This window comes from Aquimonas sp. (assembly GCF_044377145.1).
Lineage (GTDB): Bacteria > Pseudomonadota > Gammaproteobacteria > Xanthomonadales > Xanthomonadaceae > Aquimonas.
On sequence record NZ_JBILJQ010000095.1, the window covers coordinates 1 to 16,332 of the forward strand.

The 16,332-nt window shown below is 58.9% G+C and carries 17 protein-coding genes; 16 read left to right on the forward strand and 1 reads right to left on the reverse strand.

The genetic code is table 11. From position 1 onward, the window contains the following. From ACIQ7H_RS19840 to ACIQ7H_RS19900, 13 genes are all read left to right on the forward strand, one after another. Positions 1 to 208: hypothetical protein (locus ACIQ7H_RS19840; protein WP_395794793.1), on the forward strand; the 208-nt coding region annotated here is incomplete at its 5' end. 204 nt (positions 209 to 412) lie between these two features. Beyond that, complete coding sequence (locus ACIQ7H_RS19845) at positions 413 to 721, forward strand: hypothetical protein (protein ID WP_395794795.1); 309 nt, start codon at positions 413 to 415, stop codon at positions 719 to 721. 183 nt (positions 722 to 904) lie between these two features. Beyond that, positions 905 to 1,303: a hypothetical protein gene (locus ACIQ7H_RS19850; RefSeq protein ID WP_395794797.1), complete on the forward strand. Its 399-nt coding sequence runs from the start codon at positions 905 to 907 to the stop codon at positions 1,301 to 1,303. A 3-nt stretch (positions 1,304 to 1,306) separates the two neighbouring features. Continuing rightward, the gene (locus tag ACIQ7H_RS19855; RefSeq protein ID WP_395794799.1) at positions 1,307 to 1,621 is read left to right on the forward strand and encodes a hypothetical protein; all 315 of its coding nucleotides are present in this window, start codon (positions 1,307 to 1,309) and stop codon (positions 1,619 to 1,621) included. Positions 1,622 to 1,766: 145 nt separating this feature from the next. Next, positions 1,767 to 2,417, forward strand: coding sequence for a hypothetical protein (locus tag ACIQ7H_RS19860; protein ID WP_395794801.1), 651 nt, complete (start codon positions 1,767 to 1,769; stop codon positions 2,415 to 2,417). Between the two features lie 143 nt (positions 2,418 to 2,560). Further along, a complete protein-coding gene (locus ACIQ7H_RS19865; RefSeq protein ID WP_395794803.1) occupies positions 2,561 to 3,319 on the forward strand; it encodes a hypothetical protein in 759 nt (252 codons plus the stop codon). Between the two features lie 607 nt (positions 3,320 to 3,926). Next, complete coding sequence (locus tag ACIQ7H_RS19870) at positions 3,927 to 4,805, forward strand: hypothetical protein (protein ID WP_395794805.1); 879 nt, start codon at positions 3,927 to 3,929, stop codon at positions 4,803 to 4,805. Positions 4,806 to 6,125: 1,320 nt separating this feature from the next. Continuing rightward, a complete protein-coding gene (locus tag ACIQ7H_RS19875; RefSeq protein WP_395794807.1) occupies positions 6,126 to 6,959 on the forward strand; it encodes a GIN domain-containing protein in 834 nt (277 codons plus the stop codon). A gap of 31 nt (positions 6,960 to 6,990) precedes the next feature. Then, a complete protein-coding gene (locus ACIQ7H_RS19880; protein ID WP_395794809.1) occupies positions 6,991 to 7,254 on the forward strand; it encodes a hypothetical protein in 264 nt (87 codons plus the stop codon). Positions 7,255 to 7,412: 158 nt separating this feature from the next. Beyond that, positions 7,413 to 7,778 (forward strand): hypothetical protein, encoded by a 366-nt coding sequence (locus ACIQ7H_RS19885; protein WP_395794811.1) that lies wholly within the window; start codon positions 7,413 to 7,415, stop codon positions 7,776 to 7,778. A 162-nt stretch (positions 7,779 to 7,940) separates the two neighbouring features. Continuing rightward, positions 7,941 to 8,321 (forward strand): hypothetical protein, encoded by a 381-nt coding sequence (locus ACIQ7H_RS19890; RefSeq protein WP_395794813.1) that lies wholly within the window; start codon positions 7,941 to 7,943, stop codon positions 8,319 to 8,321. A 1,202-nt stretch (positions 8,322 to 9,523) separates the two neighbouring features. Next, positions 9,524 to 10,072: a hypothetical protein gene (locus ACIQ7H_RS19895; protein ID WP_395794815.1), complete on the forward strand. Its 549-nt coding sequence runs from the start codon at positions 9,524 to 9,526 to the stop codon at positions 10,070 to 10,072. Between the two features lie 457 nt (positions 10,073 to 10,529). Continuing rightward, complete coding sequence (locus ACIQ7H_RS19900) at positions 10,530 to 11,468, forward strand: hypothetical protein (protein ID WP_395794817.1); 939 nt, start codon at positions 10,530 to 10,532, stop codon at positions 11,466 to 11,468. 52 nt (positions 11,469 to 11,520) lie between these two features. Here the strand turns inward: ACIQ7H_RS19900 and ACIQ7H_RS19905 are convergent, their stop codons facing one another. Further along, a complete protein-coding gene (locus tag ACIQ7H_RS19905) occupies positions 11,521 to 12,393 on the reverse strand; it encodes an endonuclease (protein ID WP_395794819.1) in 873 nt (290 codons plus the stop codon). A 104-nt stretch (positions 12,394 to 12,497) separates the two neighbouring features. Here ACIQ7H_RS19905 and ACIQ7H_RS19910 point away from each other — a divergent pair, with 104 nt between their 5' ends. The 3 genes from ACIQ7H_RS19910 to ACIQ7H_RS19920 all read left to right on the forward strand — a co-directional run. Beyond that, complete coding sequence (locus tag ACIQ7H_RS19910) at positions 12,498 to 13,304, forward strand: hypothetical protein (RefSeq protein ID WP_395794821.1); 807 nt, start codon at positions 12,498 to 12,500, stop codon at positions 13,302 to 13,304. A gap of 425 nt (positions 13,305 to 13,729) precedes the next feature. Continuing rightward, positions 13,730 to 14,908, forward strand: a complete 1,179-nt coding sequence (locus tag ACIQ7H_RS19915; RefSeq protein ID WP_395794823.1) for a phage Gp37/Gp68 family protein — start codon at positions 13,730 to 13,732, stop codon at positions 14,906 to 14,908. A gap of 661 nt (positions 14,909 to 15,569) precedes the next feature. Then, positions 15,570 to 16,332 (forward strand): RNA-guided endonuclease InsQ/TnpB family protein (locus ACIQ7H_RS19920; protein ID WP_395794825.1); only part of this gene is annotated, 763 nt, incomplete at its 3' end.

A 16,332-nucleotide genomic window follows, 5' to 3' on the forward strand; every position in this document is an offset into this window, starting at 1 on the left:
GCCGGCGGAGATCCCTTCCGGTTGGGGCCTGTTGGAGTGGGACGGCCGGCGCATGCACCGCACACACAACGTCCCCGCGGGCAACATCTGGGGCGAGCCGCCACTGCAGGGCGAAAAGCACAAGGAAACGCTGGTTCTGTGCAGCCTGGTCCGCCGGCTGCAGAAGCCTAGAACCGACAGGCGCAACGCCTATGCCAGGTCGGGCTGAAGATCTCGAGAACGGAGGAAGCGGAGATGATCGAAGTGATGCGACACCTGCTTCGAGGCAGATGGTCGTGGGGATGGGAGACGTGGCCGGGAAAACCGAGGCTGCTCGCTGAGCGTACCTGGCACGACGGCTGGCACTACGTCCTGCACCTCGGCCCCTTCTGGGTGGAATGTGACTACTAGGAACAAATCGAACGATATGAGCATGTCCACGAAAGCAACGCGGAGCGCGATCTCGATCTTCCATCTGGCTGTGCTGCGCGCCGCTGTGGAAAGCGTGCCCTTGCGCACCTACTTTGGCTCGACGATGGCGCTGCGCGAGTGGATCTCGGAAACGACGGCGCTGGGGCTCATCGACAGCCTGCAATCAGTCACGGAGCTTGGTAAGCGCGTCGCTGCGGCTGTCGAGATTGATCGTCTTCCCTCTTGTCCTGCCTACCTGTGGCCGGGCGACGAAGCCCTTGAGGCCGCGGCCGCAGCCGCAGTGATCGATATCCAGGGAGTGCAGGCCTGATGCGTGGTGCAACGATCGTTATCGCCATTCCCGACGACCTCACCTTCGCCCAGCTGGGCCTGGTGCGTGGTGGCGCGGCGCCGCGGCGATCCTGCCGAACTGGTAGCGGAGATCGCTGATCTTGGATGTAGAGATGCAGCACGCTCCGGAGCATTGAAGCAAGCTGCCTACTGGTCTAGCGTGATGTTTCAGCTGTCGGGCGTGATAATGAAGGATGGCGCTGCTGAACGTACCCACTACCGCACAATTGCGGTGAACAAGGACACCGACATGAATTCGAACTACCCACATATTCCCTCAGTCGCCAGAATACCGGAACTCGAAAGAGGTCCAATACTGGCGATACTTGCGGCAATAATCGCTATTGGAGCAGTCCCCATAGTTTTCGATCACAAGCAGTTCCGTGAGCTTTCTCTCGCTGAGCTCAATGAGGTTTCCGGGTGCGTCCGTGAACAGCTGCTTGTCGTGGCCGATGGTAGTGAAAGAGCGTTGAGACACTCGGATCTGAACCGCGCCGAAAAGATGTGCGAGGCTGCGTCTGCTTTGGCCGCTCAGCGCGAAGCACTTTCGATCAAGGATTGAACGTTGAAATCCGAATCGCATCTATCAGTGTTCAACAATGACCCCATCCTGCGCGTTGCTCACGCGAAGCAACGCGCCGGGATGCGCATGCTGTGGTTTAGCGTTTCTGCGAGCCTCGCCGCTCTGATAGCGATGCTGGTGGCCGGAGCATTTCTTCAAAACTTTAACGCGTTGTTTCCGATGGTGCCGGTATCAGCGCTGACGGCCTCGTTGGTCATCGCTTTGCTTGGGTGGAATCGTTGCCGGGTTGCGAACCGCATGATCGTTGACCGTTGCGAGGAACTCCTGCGCGATCACCAGGATGGCTCTGACGGCTAAGAGCTCTGACTATGGCCGCACGCACCAAGGACGAACCCGTTTCGGAGCCGAAAAACATCCGAGCGACAGAGGCAAGGTTGGGCGTGCGGCAGAAGCTCACGCTACTTGGCATCACCCCTAATCCCACAACCCAGGAACCCTGGCCATGCAACCCTCATCACCTCGCAGCCGGCTGTACGCCGATGGTCCGCAGGTCGTAGCTCTTCCGCCGCTTGACCAGCGTTGGATGTTGTCGCCATTCGCAGTTTTCGCTTCGCTCTGGATAGGTCTCGGCCTGCTTCAGCTCGACTCTGCTTTCACGATCGCTCCTGCGGCGGCAGCTGCTGCTGCGCTCTGCACGGCGGTCTTCTCCTTAATCAAGCGGAAGCGAGCGTTCGTGGAGGCCCTGGAGGAACTCGACCTGGCCACGCTGCAACATAGCGCCGCGTCGCCTCTGATCGATGAGGTGAGCCGGCAACTCCTGGTCGCGCATCTCAACTGGCGCTATCCAGATTGGCGCTCCCAGTTTGAAAGCGAGATGGAAATCGACCCGATCATCCGTTCTGCAGTTGAGCGCCACTGCTCCGGCCCCGGATTCATGGACTTGGGGGTTCGACTGACCATCGGGAACATGGTGTTCGTCCTGGCGATGGGCGGTCTCTACCTAACCGGGCTCATCGACGATGTGGCTGCGCGCATCGCAGTTATGAGCATTTGGATTATTGCGACTAGCGTGCAGTTGCTGGTTTTGCAAGGGGAGGAGGCGGAGGCGTTGCGAGGAACTCCTGCGCGATCCCCCGATGGCTCCGACGGATGACACTACGGTTGCAACGCGCAACGCTGTACATTTAGCGCCCACTGGCCTACGAGTGCTCAACCCGTTTTCATAGATGAAACAGAACCGCAGGCGCGACGCGACACCGGTGTGGAAGTGATTCTGAAGCGAGGAAACCAACAAGCATGAACATCGTAACGAAACTCTGGCCGTCGCCTGCGGAGCGCGCCATCCTCTACCAGATTCTGTTGGTAGCGGTACTGCACGGTGGGCTCTACCTAACCGGGCTCATCGACGATGGGGCTTCGCGCATTGGGGCTTTGTGTATTTGGATTTTTGCGACTAGCGCGCAGTGGCTACTTTATGAAGGGGAGGAGGTGGAGGGGCTGTCGCGCCCATCAAACGTTGTGCCGATCGTAGAAAAATCACGCATGCAAGACGATTCCAGTTACTTGCCTCGCGCCAGGACAGGAAGAGAAGGCCAAGCAGACATCCATACAGGATCAGCAATGAGCGAGTCGAGTGTGCAGCTGCACCCCTGCCCCCTCTGTGGCGCGTCGCAGGGATACGACCTGAAGGCGGGCGACACCTTCCGTTGGTTCGATGTGATGTGCACCTGTTGCCACGCAATTGTGGCGGAGGCGAGGCGAGGCGATCATCCGGCCGACGCGCGCAACCCCGCAGCGGATGTCGTCTGGAACGAGGCGGGTGCATACGCAGCAAGTCTGGCGGCGGAGTGCGCGCGGCTGCGCGCGGAGCGGCGCGGAGATGGCTGCGCCGATTTTGAACGATTGATGATCTGCGTTGAACTCTTGAGGGAGGTCTATGCGGATGGGCTCAAGACGAACGTTCGCGACTGGCAGGAACGTACCAACGCTGCGCTGGACGCTGTTCTCAGTTCGGAGCCCACTGGTGAACGTCTTCAACAACTTGACGCAACTTGACCCAGGGACTTCCTGTCCCATCGTGAATCTCAAGCGGTGAGACCGACCGGCGCCGGGGCACGAAGCCCATCCACACGGAAGTGGCGCGGCGGGTCGACCTTCGTGCTCCAGGATGGAGCACACGCCAGGAAGGCGCTGACGAGGTAAGGGCAGGGATGCCCCGCCGTGGCTGTCGGATATGTCCTCAAAATACGCGGCATTTCGTCACTGGATCCTGCAACGGCCAACTACCGTGGGCGGTATGGAAAGCGAATCGGGGCAGGGACGCCCGGTCCAAGCAGGCGCAGAGAAAGAGCGAGGATTCCAACCGATGCCGTCAAGGGACAAAGTCCGCACGAAATCTGCCAGACTTATAGATCTCTTATCCGCCAGCATCTGAGAGCACTGACTGTCACCAGTGTGCTGAGTAAACCGAGCAATGGATACATTGAAATCAGGGTATCAGGCCAACCGGTGAAATGACAGATGCTTCAGAACACCTCTCCACAGTCGGCGGAACTAAGCCGCGAATGGCCGTCGCTAGTATTGTGTGCGACAAGCCAGCTTCCAACCACAGCGTTTGGGCTGAACCATCCTTAGGATTAGCAACGGTACTTGGGTTGATGCAATGAATAACGCCATCCAAACGATCATCCATTCCATCGAAACTGAGCTGGCAACGCATCTCCGCGTCTTGCGCGCCACAATTGAACGGCACCAGAATGGCGATGATCTCACGCGGGCAGAAGCGGCCTTTCGTCGCAGAAATCGGCTACGCAGTTTGCTCGGAGGTGTTCCTTTGGAGCTGAAGCAGGCCAGCTTATCGGAGATTTCCACTCTGCCGCGGATTGACGGCACGATTGAATCGACACGGGAAGCCCTAACACCGCTGATGCACTGTTCAATGCTGTCAGCGCATGACGTGAAGAAAATGCAGCAAATTGTCGACCTAGACGCCGAGCTCCAAAAGTACTCTGCAATCGCCGCCGTTCTGGAAGAAGTCGGACCATCCCCCTCACCTGAAGACCATCTTTACACTGCGTGGCGCGATGCTCTTCGGGATGCAGACAGCAGCGTGAAGATTAGGAAGAAGAATGCACATTTAGGTATCCCAGCCGCAACAGTGTTCGGTTGGGGCAGTGCAGTCGCTCTCGCGTTACTACTACTAGTTCAGCTTGTCGCATTTGGTGCGTTTGGTTTCAGCTCCTACTGGCTTGTCGCGGCATCGGTGGTCGTAAGTGTGGTCTACGTTTTGGATTGGGTACTGTTTCTCGATGCAGACATGCGGGAACGCCCGATGGGATGGCCTTACAGACTTATTGAGCGTGGTCTTGATCTTGGTGGGGTAGAAGAAGTAAGTCGCGCGATTGCATGGTTTAGGGAAGGAAACTTGACGTATACGGATTCGCTTAGGCTGTACGCTTGCTTGGACATTCGTGAACGTATGCATCAAGACCGTGCTGGTGAATCAGAGCAACTCACAGGCGACTTCTCAACAAAGGGCTGATCTTCACAATCTAGGAGCCACCTTCATTACAAGCATTTGTAACACCGGTGACTGAAAGGGAACAACGTCCACACGTATTCGAGGCAGACGTATGCCTTTGTATGAGCTTACGACTGGGGCTTCATAAGCAAGAACCCTGAAAAATGACGAGGAGTCAGTCCATGGCGTTTGTATTCTTGTTGGCAATAGTGGTTACTGCGATGTTCGCCTTGACGTGGAGATTCGGTCTCGCGGTGATTTATGGCTCCATCACGTTTAGTTTGGGCCTTCCAGTTTAGCGTTACTCCCTCCAATGGTCCCTTTAGCGCCTTTCTGATGACAGTTCCGGCCTGGCAGTTGGCGCTGGTCTGCGCAGCTGCCGGGATCATACTGCGGATCTTTCCGTTACGATCGTGTTGCATCGGCTCCCAGAATACTGAGGCAGGAGAATGAAACCCATGCACCAAAGTTCCGAAGTTGCGAAACGTCGATTCACTGCTCGATCCTTCTTCCTCCGCATTGTGGGAGGAGGTGCGGCAGCAGGCTTTGGCGCAGAGTCTTCCCTGGCCGACGGATGGACGCTAGCTAATGTTTCGCTCATCGTACTCGCAACCGTGCTGATCGGATGGGTCTTCTCAGACATCTTCAAACCCGTTCAGACACCGCATAATCGAGTCATTCGCTGGGCCTGGGCCGGACTTTTCGCTGTATACGCGATTTCATTAGTGATTGGGGCATTTCACGCAAAAATCGCATAACCAGAGTCTAGGGGCGATTCGATGACGGTTGTACCGGTGGGGGGCAGCTGAAGCCCAGAAACCAGAATGACCTTCGTCACATCACGTCATTTGGTCACCGAGCTAAGCCCATGCGCATGCATCCGACCGATCCAGCGATTCCCTATCCTTCAAGCGTGGTTTCCGAAACCCCGTACATTGAGCCAGGCATAGCGCCGCTCTGCGATGCCATTAATCACATACCTGGTGTACATACCCTTTGGTCGTGTGAAGGCCATCCTCGTGATGGAACGCGACCATACGTAGTCTTCGAGGCGCCACATGATTTTTCATTCGCACTCCATCAACAGTTGTCTGGTGCGAACGCCTTTCGTAAGACGCTACGGTTTAACTGGCGGATCATGGCCAACTTCCAAGAATCCGGACGGCTTCAGTGGATTCTAGAAATCGATGATGTACGGATCCGGCCACCGAACTTGGTCGGGGTTCTCATAGGCCGGAACCATTGGAGCCGCGCGCAAGCCGACGCTGACATCATTAAAATCGCGAACCTCTGCACACGACTCTCATACGTTATCGCCCAAAGAAACGTGAAGGAAAATTGATGAATTTCAATGCGATCTACGAGCTTTTCCAAGAGAACATCAGGTCTGCGGGCAGTAGACCAAGTGCTGGCTTCGGATCACTTGGAGCGTTCGCTGTTGAACCAGTGGTGGGCCTTGATGCCGGCATAAGGCAGTTGCGAGTTGTCGGCGGAGTGGATCTCTACTGGTGCCGCTCAAGCACAAGCGCGCTGGTTGTTGTGGGTGAATCTCAAGCTGCATGCGATTCTGTAACGCTTTCTATTTCCGATGGCGAATTCTTGATTGGGCGGAATGGTAGTGATGTACATTTCAGCGTTGGCGGCGCGAGCGTGACGTTATCAGCCTGTGGTAGCGTTGCTTCGACGGGCGACGTGTACGTTTCTGCTTCAGGCGGCTCTATCGCGGCAGGGCGAAGCATTCGAATCAACGGCGTAGAGATCACTGGTGGTGGGCAGGCCCCCAATCTTGGAAGAGTCGCTGTCTTTGTGGCTCAGGCGAGCGCCCCTGCCACCGTTACTCTTGGAGGTAGCGGAGATGTAGTCATGAATGGCGTTGAGCAGAGTACCCTTGAGCTCTACCTCAAGGGCTCTGGGACTCTCCGCGCTCGAGGGCACGTTGATTCGCTGCGGGTTGACCTATCTGGATCGGGTGACGTCCTTATCAAGGAACTCGAAGCAAAGAACCTCGAATGCGATCTGCGTGGGAGTGGCGAGATACGGGCCCACGCTACAGTAAGCGTCAGATGCCGCCTCATTGGCTCTGGCGACATCGTTGTGTCAGGGGATCCGGCGCAGCGAGATACACGCATCCAAGGTTCCGGTGATGTGCGGTTCAAGGTTGGGGAGCATCAATGAAAAACCTGTCTTCCGGCTTGAGCGATCGCACATGGACCGTCTGATCGACGCTCTCGACATCCTTGATCGTGCTCTGGCCGGCGAGCGGCTGGTGCCAGGCGAGCTGCGCGAGCTGCGAGCTGGCGTTGGCGAGCTCCTTCGTGCGGCCAAGACCGTTGTCGATCACGATCGCCTGCAGAGCTTGACCGACCGCGAGATCAACCGTTTAGACGGTGCGCTGCGCAACCTGGGAATGCTCTCCGCTGCGGCTGTGGCCTTGGCCCAAGATGACCATCAGGTGGATGCATATGCCTGACCTGGTGCGAGCTGCAGTGGTTGATTGCGTGCCCTCCGGGACTCAATTGCATGGTCCCAGATGGTGTAAGAATGACAGCCTGGATATAGTTTGATGTACCTAGTCATCCGGGATCCGACATGTATTCCCCACCCTTCCCGAAAGCATGGAGCTGATGCATGAACACGACTGTTGACCCCACAGGCGCGATCGCCGCGATCGCCTTCGCTCTCCAAACCGATCAGGGATTGGAGTTTTTGCGCTGCTGGAACGTGGGGGCGTTCGATCGTATCCGCGATGAATGGCCTGAGGCTCCGGAAGATGTCTTCGTAGGAGCCGTTCCTGGGGCAGGGCTACGCACGATTGCGATCCGAGCTACTTCGGAACAGGAGTTGACCGAGCAGGTGAAACGGGCAATGCGTTCCGATCCTGATTCCGTCGTGTTTCACGAACTACCGTCAACAGTCAGCGCCCCCCTCAGAAACCTCTTTGAGAGCGGTCTTACGCTGCTGTCGCGCCCTGCTGGACAGATCCAAAGCGGGTAGTGCCGCCGGTTGTCCCGGAGACAGTTACTCACTGTCTCGCGGGGGCCGTTGGTCATCCCCGCAAGTACGAGCGCCGGTTCGCTTCAAGCGGTAGGCATCGCGGAGCTGTTATCCGCTGATACACCATCGAAGTCTTTACTCCAGCAGAGTTCGAGGATCGAGATGCTCAAGGTAAACATTAACGGTGTCACCACGCTATTCGACGTGATTCATCTTGATTCAGGCGAAGAGCCTGAGTCCAAATGCACCAACACGATAGTAGTGGCTCGCTTGGGAGGCTTAACGTTCCAGTACGCCATGCCTCCCGAAAGGGCGATAGAGAGACTTGTAGAGGACATTGCTTATCGAACCAGCGCTTTGAATGTCGTTAAAGCAGTGATGATTCCCAAAATGCTAACAGTGGTGATCGTCCATTATCACGAGCGGTTCACTATCGACTGGGATGCAAAATCTGTGTCCGCCCGCAGCGTAGAAATGTCACTGTCAGATGATCCAATCCGCGCGCATCTTGGCAGCGCTGTTCTCCAACACCTAGGAATCTGATTGTGGAAACAGTACTGGTAGTGATAATCCTATTCGGTGGCGGCATAATGGCGGCGTTCGCCCCGGCTCGGCTGGCGATACCTGCAATTGGTTTGGCCCTCATTCTGACTCTTCTAGGACCAGTTGCGCTGCGAATTCTCGAGTCAGGCGTCAACAGAGAAGTTGTGAGTGAGGCTGTTTTCCGAGGTTTTCTTCTATGCATAGTTCTGTTCGTAGTGGACGGTTTTTCCGCCGAGCCACAAAAGCCGCCCGGAGTGTGACGCCGAATCTACGGGACCTATCACACGGTCCGCGAATCCACCTCAGACTAAGGAATGAGCCCGCTTTGAACCCGAAACCCTCTCCTCACGAGTCTGTGATCATCCCGCCCAACGGTAATCATTGGATCTCGTAATTCATGGCTTGATATTGCAGAGCGTTAATGCGAAGGATTAACTGAAGGCGAGTGATATGACGTTTAAGAATTCTGAGGAAGCAGAAACCTACGCGCTGATGGTCATGGCATCTTCATCGAAACGAATGATGAATGCCTGTGGGATTGCAATCCTATGGGTCTTTGGATCTCTGACTTTCCTCCTCCTATACTCCGACCCCAAGCCATACCTCATGTGGATAGGTGTAGTCATGAACGTACTGCTATTTGCACTCTATCTTTACATGAGGAAAAGCCATCGACATTATCTTCATCTAATCAAACAGATGTCCCCTGACGCTGTTGGTTCTGATGCTGAGCAGTGAACCGATAAGAACAGGATGAACCGAAGATGATAGAAGCGCTGGTGGGTTCAGATCGAAGCCTGGTAGTGGTTGCACTGCAAGCTCTCTACCGCGAACGCTGTACCGCGTACCAAGCCGCGTGCACCGCTTGTGATCTGGCCGGCTGTCCAGCGCCGCAGGACACCATGTTCGGCATGGATATAGTCAGTGACGCTTTGCGCCGTATTGGCGCGGCCCCGATCCGGTAAGCAAACCTAAGTGCTGGGAGTTTCACAGTGATTGAAGTAGCGAACTCCGGTCAAGACGCTGCTCCCCCGATCGAGCATGATATTGAGGCGTTCCATCTGGCCGTGCTTCGGGCGTCCAGGCGTTTTGGAATCGCGCTGGCCTGTCTCAGCTTCGTGCGTCCCTAAGAGTGCAGGGTACATAACATGTTGTCTCCCCTCCCGCCGTCAACCTCTGCTGACAGTACCGGACTCTCCGACTTGGAACTTACCTTGACGCTGCGGCTCCGCGCTCATACACCTCAATTGGCTTCGGAATGTTCGGCGGCCTTCGCCCAGGCCGAGAGCAAAGCCACCCGGCGGCGGACCTGGCTCGTTCTGTCTGGGACTTCTGCGATGGCGGTAGCATTCGGTCTTGTGATGTCTGGTATCGAACTCGATACCCTGTACCTGTTAGTCGGCAGCATCGGACCACTCTTGGTCGCTATGAGGCTCTTCAGAGCGAGTGGCAATGTCACTCCCGATACGCGCGACAAGCCGATATCCCCTTGGGCCATGGGACAGCTTACGCATGCCTGTGCTCGAGTCCCCCTTGTAGAAGCGGTGATGCGCGAATGGCTTGAGAGCGGGGCAGCGATCACAGACAGCGAGTACTGGCTACTAACCAACGCCGTCAAGTTCGCTGAGCAACACGGTATCGGAAAAGCGTTGCCGGCAAGGGGATCGGTGAACGGTGGTATAAAGAAGCGTAACGCAGAGAGGAAAATGCCAGATGGATGCGAAGCCGGTGAATTACGAAGTACCCTATGAACCTGAACAGAGCGAGAGCAACCCGGGCTGCCGAACACGTCTCTTCGCGGGTCACGCGTCTTCGGCTACTAGGCGCGCTAGGCGCATAGATCTGGAGGCCAAGGCAGATTCACTAGTCGCAGAAATTTACCCAACCATTCTAGCGGCCGCGGAGCAAGGATTGGGTCATGTGAATGTGATCTTTCCGATAGATATGTCGACTGAGCTGCGTGGCGCCGTCGTGACCTCGCTTCTGATTGATGGATACAAAGTCTCGGACAGTCCTACAGGCATGCTTATTTCGTGGTTTGCAGACGCAGCCTCGCCCTAATGGTTGATCACCTGACCAGCCAGCACCCTCTCTGGTCCTGAACTGAAACCAGGGGTTTCTGCTCGGCTTAAGATGGAAAGTGCGGATGTATGTGTTCTCTCCTTTCCTCCGAAGATCTCGAATTTTACGAATTTTATTGGAGGTGATATGGAAAACTACCTGTACAGGGGAAACTGCGTTGCCACGCTGAAGAGCATACCTCCAGACCGCTTTTTCAGAGCCAGGCTCAACATGGATTTTGCCGGGCACAATTGCCACCCCGGCCTCAACGACCTGAAGCGTGAGGCGGCCGCGCTGGGTGGGCAACACTTTCAAATCTCATTCTGGGAGGATCTGCCAACCTCGCTTGCGAGATACCCCTTCAGCGTTTCGCCTTCCGCTCTGCTGCGCTTCCGGGTAGAGGATCTTCGAGAAAGAGGATTTCGATTGTCGCCTGATGAGCACACCGGGGAGGGTGGCGTGGTCGCTTCTGTCGTCGATTGTGCGACCCCCTCCGAGAATTTCCCTGACAAGCACTCCTGCACCGGGATCCCACTCGCATCGATCGATGTTCTGTGTCCAGATATGAACTGGAGGTCACTTGATACCTCGGGAATACTCGACGATCGGGACATATTCGCGTCAGCTCACCGCTTTGATATCCAGCTTCGTGAAGCCAGAGCGTGGGGCCACGCCTGGTGCTTTGAAAAATCGAAGGTGGTGTACGTTCACCAGCATTGGACCGGAGGCTGCTATCTAACCGGACACGAGTCGCGCGCGCTTTTTGCTGCCATGGAAGTTTCGCGTGCGTTGGGTCTACGTCAGCTCGAGCAATACCGCTGGATCTTCGAGGTGGAACGCACAGAACCTGCCCGGTTTGCGTCCGAGGCCCACTTAGAACGCGCAACTCGCACATTGCGTCAGATCTTCTCTGGCAGTGCACCGCAGCACACCCTCGAATTCGCATTGCAGCTTCGGGGAGAGCGAGACGTCTGGCTTGAAGAACTCGACCAGACGGCTATCACCTCGGGCCAATGGCGCTGGTTGCACCCGGTCCGCAAGGCTGCAGCGCAGTTGAGGATCAGGGACGGCGCCCATGTTCCATAGCGGGCTGCTGCTCTACTGGGTCTCGCACGGACATGCAGGCTTTCACCCCGGTCTAGTTCTCAAAACCATCGACGAAGATGATGGCTGAGCAACTGTCCAGGAAGACACACGCAGCAAGCTCGGGGCGATCAACAAACGGGTTCCGATTGCCCTGAGCGACGCACGCGCCAGCGTTCCTGCCGGCATCGCGGGTATCTGGCGGATCGAGCGCATGCCATTCCAAGAGGACGGAGAGCATTCCCGTATAAGCGACGGGCGCATTGACCCCGCCAGAGGTAGCGATCAACGACCGATCGTCGGTGAGGATCAAATCTGGCTCGAGGTGTCCGGTCGCAGGGTGAGCTCCACCCGCATAGCGCACGTCCAGGTAAAGCAGCCCCCGAGCGATATCGCCGCGGCGTCCTCTCCAAACCTCCCACCGGTCTGACGCCCGCCAGTTGGAGTTGCCGGGGTAGACGCCCGTGCCGCCACCGACGCCGTTTGTCTCGGTGGTCGGGCGTTCCGCGCACGACCCTGTGCACCAGTCGAAGGGCAGGTTCCCGCGGCTCGCGTTGTAGCTCCCATCCGCGAGGTGGAGATGGTGCACGTCGGTGTACGGGTAGTTGGTGGCGCCATCATTCGGAAAACCCAGGCTGCTCGGCCAGCTATGCTCGCGTTGATAGGGACGTTCGGTCTTGAGGTAGGAAGTGTTTCGGTAGACGTCGACGATTCGGCTTGCGTCCGCTGGGTCCTCGTCCGTGATCTCCAAGACCGACCACACATCAAGCTGGGTTGAGCTGGTGTAGGGGATCCGAGTGTGGCCGCGGATGCGATCGTGGAGGGTCGCTCGGGCAGTGGCCGCTGATTGCGTGTCGATGCTCGCGTAGTAGGCCGCTGGATCAGCGCATCCACCTGTAAGAGCCGTAACGAAAAGGACGGAGAGCATGGTCGATTCGGGTTGCCGGGACACTGCAAGCGTAGCGCCTGTGTCGGGGCCCCGCGGCATGGTTCGTTGAGATGCGCAGGGGAACATCGAGTCCATCCAGCCGGATGATCGACAGCCTCACGGCGTTGGAGCAGGCTCTTCCGCTCACCTTGCTGGAGCGCTGCGTGATCGTGGGCCCGGCCGCCGTTCGATTGGCGCTGATGCCGTTCGCGTTGATTCACCCAACCAGCGCTCCCCGCATTACCCTCGCCGTGACGCATGATGACTGGGAGGCCACCGCAGTCGCGGTGTCTGAGTGCCTTGCGGCCGAAGGCTGGCAGGCAGGTCGCATTGCGTCGCCCGATGGGGTCATGGTGTGTCCGAGCGCTGGGCACTGGCCCATCGAGTTCATTCACGAACAGCATTGGAGGTCGACGCTCGTGCTGGCTGGCGGGCTCTCCGAGCTCGATCGTGCGAGTCAGCAGTACCGATGGCATTCCAACGACATCTTGCTGCCTACCTATCCGGCAGGGGATGTAGCAGTTCATGCACCGGTTCAGTTCGGCGCTGGACGTGTCCGTTTCGCCGATCCGACGCGACAGGTGTTGGCAGATCTTTTGGCGTGCGCGAGCACCTTGGCGCGCGAGCGAGTCGAGGTGCGCGATGCGCGCGCTGCGCATGCCCTCGGCCTGGCCAGCCTGCTGCCGCCTGCGACCGTGGAGAGCATGCGCGAAGCGTGGACCACGGCACTCCAGTCGACAGGCTATCCAGCAGACGCAACGCTTCAGCTGGTTTCCAGCAGCCTCGTCGACACGCTGGAGCGCACGTCTACCCTGCACCTGGTCGCCTCGGCGTTGTTCGGCGAAATCGCACCGACACCACAGGCGTTCGCAGCAGCGCAAGGGCTTTTGCTCAAGCTCGTAGCGCGGTGAGGTGGCGCAAGGCGCCGTCCCATGTGGACCTGCGGTCTATCGGTCAACGCAGCGAGCAGCCATGGGGCTAAATGCATCAGGGCTCAGTGCGCAACTTGCCGAAGCTTCCCGCAGCTCCATGCTGGAGACCTCTGAGGTTGAGGACGCTCCATGCACGAGTACTGGGAATCCGAGGGTCGGTTGCCCCTTCGCAACCTTGCGCTACGCCAGACAGCGGTAGGCGGCGAACTCCATCTTCCACGGGACATAGAGGTCATGTCGGGAGCTGCCTGTGATCAAATGCTGCGCGGAGGGCAGGTATCGTTTCTGGCCAAGCCGATCGACACCGAGCTTCTCCGCGAGATCCATGGACAGGGCATCGACATGGCTCTGCGCTCCGAAGCCTGTATGGGAGCAACCAACACGCAGCCGCGGAGGGCTGGGTGATGGCTGACCAGACTGGAATCGAATGGGCCGACAGCACCTTCAACCCATGGATGGGATGCACGAAGGTCAGCCCGGCTTGCGATCATTGCTACGCAGAGCGCGATACTGCGCGCTTCGGACGCGTCGGCTGGGGGCCTGGCGCGCCGCGTGTTCGGACCGCACCTGCAAACTGGCGGAAGCCGCTGCAGTGGAACTCGCGACCATTTGCAGAATGCACCGAATGTGGCGCCCGCTTTCAGCCTGCCAACACCAGTCTCATCTCGTGCCGCACGTGCACGGAATGCGGAGGCCTTGCCGAGCCTGCCCGCCGCCGCGTCTTCTGCGCCTCGCTGGCCGACGTGTTCGACACCGAAGTCGACCCGCAGTGGCGCGTTGACCTTTTCAGGCTGATCGAAGACACGCCGAACCTGGACTGGCTGATCCTTACCAAGAGGATCGGAAACGTCGCAAAGATGGCGCCCGCGTCGTGGCTAGGTGGACCGGTTCAACATGGCCCCGACCCGACAAACATTCACGGCGGATGGCCAGCGCACGCATGGATCGGGGCCACGATTTGCAACCAGGCCGATGCCGACCGCGACATTCCGAAGCTACTGGCGACGCCTTCGGCGGTGCGCTTCGTTTCAATCGAGCCGATGCTTGGGCCGGTAGATCTCTCGCGGTGGATTGCCCCGACCGTTTACTGCGGATCGTGCGGCGAACACTACCCGCCGAGCGAAGCAATCCCGGACCCTGACGGCCATGATATGGGCGCCGACAAGTGCGCCAGGTGCGGACGAGAGAACTCCATGGGCACGTGGTGGGGAGATGACGCCATCAACGAAGCCAGCCGGCCGGAAGATGCGGAACTGGATGATTGGGATCATGGCTACAAACTCCACTGGGTCATCGGCGGCGGCGAGTCCGGACCGCGTGCGCGCCCAATGCACCCGGCGTGGGTCCGCAGCCTGCGCGATCAGTGCGCCGCCGCTGGCGTGCCCTTTCTGTTCAAGCAGTGGGGCGAGTGGCTGCCGGTCGAGCCCAGCGGTTCTGCCCTGCGCGGCTGCGGGGAGAAGCCGGATCGCGAGCCTGCATTCCGCGTTGAGAACGCGGAGCACTTCACGAAAGTCGGCAAGAAAGCCGCCGGCCGCGTGATCGATGGCCGCACGCATACCGGTGTCCCGGACTCCACGCCATGAGCGCGAAAGACCCACGCGTATCGGTCACGTTGCCCGAGTGTCCGAAGACCCGCAGCTGATCAGCAAGTGCGCCTGTTCCTTGAAAGCGATGCCTCGCGGCTCAGTGCGCAACTTGCCGAAGCTTCCCGCAGCTCCATCCTGGAGACCTCTGAGGATGAGGATGATCCATGCACGAAGTCGGGGTATCAAAGGGTCGGTTGCTGTTTCGCAACCTTGCGCAACGTCAGACAGCGGTTGTCGGCCTCCTCCATCTTCCACGTGACTTCGAGGTCACCGAGGGAGCTGCCTACGTGCTGATTCTAGACGGAGGCGAGGTGTCGATCCTGGCCAAGCCGATCGACTCAGGGCCTCCCTGCGACCTCGTTGGGCAAGGGATCAACGTGGCGCTGCGGTACACAGGCTGGATGGGAACAGCCATCCCCAAAGCGCTGTGCGTGAGGCTCTGCTCGGCATGGCCCGACGCCAAGAAGGAGCCATGGACGGCGACGCCCCCGCCGGCTTGAGTCGAATCGGAGCGTGTCGGTGCGCCGACGGCCGTGCAGCCACTCCGGCGATCACGGACAGCGAGGCGGGCGACCGGCGGCTGTAGACGCTCTGTCTCAGCCCGCGCGACGCGGCGCGCGCAATTTGACAACCCGCATCGTCGTGCTGAGCTGTTGGCATGTCCGAAGACACACCCCCGACTACCTTGGAGCGCGCCTTCCGCGTGCGGCTGTCGCCGACCGCGGACCAGGCGCGCACGCTGCGCCGCCTGTTCGGGGCGCGGCGCTTCGTCTGGAACTGGGCGCTGAAGTTGGATCGCACACTGCGGGCTTCGGGGCAGCGCAGCGGCGTCACCGTCTGGTCGGCGGCCCTGACCGCGCTGAAGCGTGAGCAGGACACAGCCTGGCTCGCCGATCTGCCGCGAGAGCCGTTTAAGCAGACGCTGCGCGACTTCGACCGCGCAAAGAAGACCTTCTTCGCCGGCCGCGCGCGGCCGCCGCGGCGCAAGCGCTTCGGCACGGTCAACAGCGCCCGCTTCACGCTCGATCAGCGGCGTCAGCAGGTGACGCTGGGCGAGCGCCACGGCGAGGTGCAGATCGACGGCCTGGGCCGCGTGCGCTTTCGGCGCACCGAAGCGATGGACGGCCGATTGCGCTCGGTGACGGTGCGGCAGGACAGCGCCGGCCGCTGGTTCGCGACCTTTACCGCGGATGGAGTGGCGAAGCCGATTGCCCGCCCCGCCGGGCGCAACGCGCTCGGCATCGACCTCGGCATGCGTCAAACCGCGACCTGCAGCGACGGCCGGGTGTTCACTGCGGCCAAGCCGCTCAAGGTGAAACTGGCCAAGCTGCGCCGCTACCAGCGCCGGCAGAGCCGTCAGCTGGCGGCACAGATGCAGGCGCAGGGCCTCGATCCGACGAAGCCCTGCCCCAAGGGCACGC

Excerpts from the sequence above, each read along its gene's own strand:
- ACIQ7H_RS19860 (WP_395794801.1), top strand. The coding sequence starts at position 1,767 with ATGCAACCCTCATCACCTCGCAGCCGGCTGTACGCCGATGGTCCGCAG.
- ACIQ7H_RS19845 (WP_395794795.1), top strand. The coding sequence starts at position 413 with ATGTCCACGAAAGCAACGCGGAGCGCGATCTCGATCTTCCATCTGGCT.
- ACIQ7H_RS19910 (WP_395794821.1), top strand. The coding sequence starts at position 12,498 with ATGATCGACAGCCTCACGGCGTTGGAGCAGGCTCTTCCGCTCACCTTG.
- ACIQ7H_RS19885 (WP_395794811.1), top strand. The coding sequence starts at position 7,413 with ATGAACACGACTGTTGACCCCACAGGCGCGATCGCCGCGATCGCCTTC.
- ACIQ7H_RS19850 (WP_395794797.1), top strand. The coding sequence starts at position 905 with ATGTTTCAGCTGTCGGGCGTGATAATGAAGGATGGCGCTGCTGAACGT.
- ACIQ7H_RS19880 (WP_395794809.1), top strand. The coding sequence starts at position 6,991 with ATGGACCGTCTGATCGACGCTCTCGACATCCTTGATCGTGCTCTGGCC.
- ACIQ7H_RS19905 (WP_395794819.1), bottom strand. The coding sequence starts at position 12,393 with ATGCTCTCCGTCCTTTTCGTTACGGCTCTTACAGGTGGATGCGCTGAT.
- ACIQ7H_RS19900 (WP_395794817.1), top strand. The coding sequence starts at position 10,530 with ATGGAAAACTACCTGTACAGGGGAAACTGCGTTGCCACGCTGAAGAGC.
- ACIQ7H_RS19870 (WP_395794805.1), top strand. The coding sequence starts at position 3,927 with ATGAATAACGCCATCCAAACGATCATCCATTCCATCGAAACTGAGCTG.
- ACIQ7H_RS19865 (WP_395794803.1), top strand. The coding sequence starts at position 2,561 with ATGAACATCGTAACGAAACTCTGGCCGTCGCCTGCGGAGCGCGCCATC.
- ACIQ7H_RS19890 (WP_395794813.1), top strand. The coding sequence starts at position 7,941 with ATGCTCAAGGTAAACATTAACGGTGTCACCACGCTATTCGACGTGATT.
- ACIQ7H_RS19875 (WP_395794807.1), top strand. The coding sequence starts at position 6,126 with ATGAATTTCAATGCGATCTACGAGCTTTTCCAAGAGAACATCAGGTCT.
- ACIQ7H_RS19915 (WP_395794823.1), top strand. The coding sequence starts at position 13,730 with ATGGCTGACCAGACTGGAATCGAATGGGCCGACAGCACCTTCAACCCA.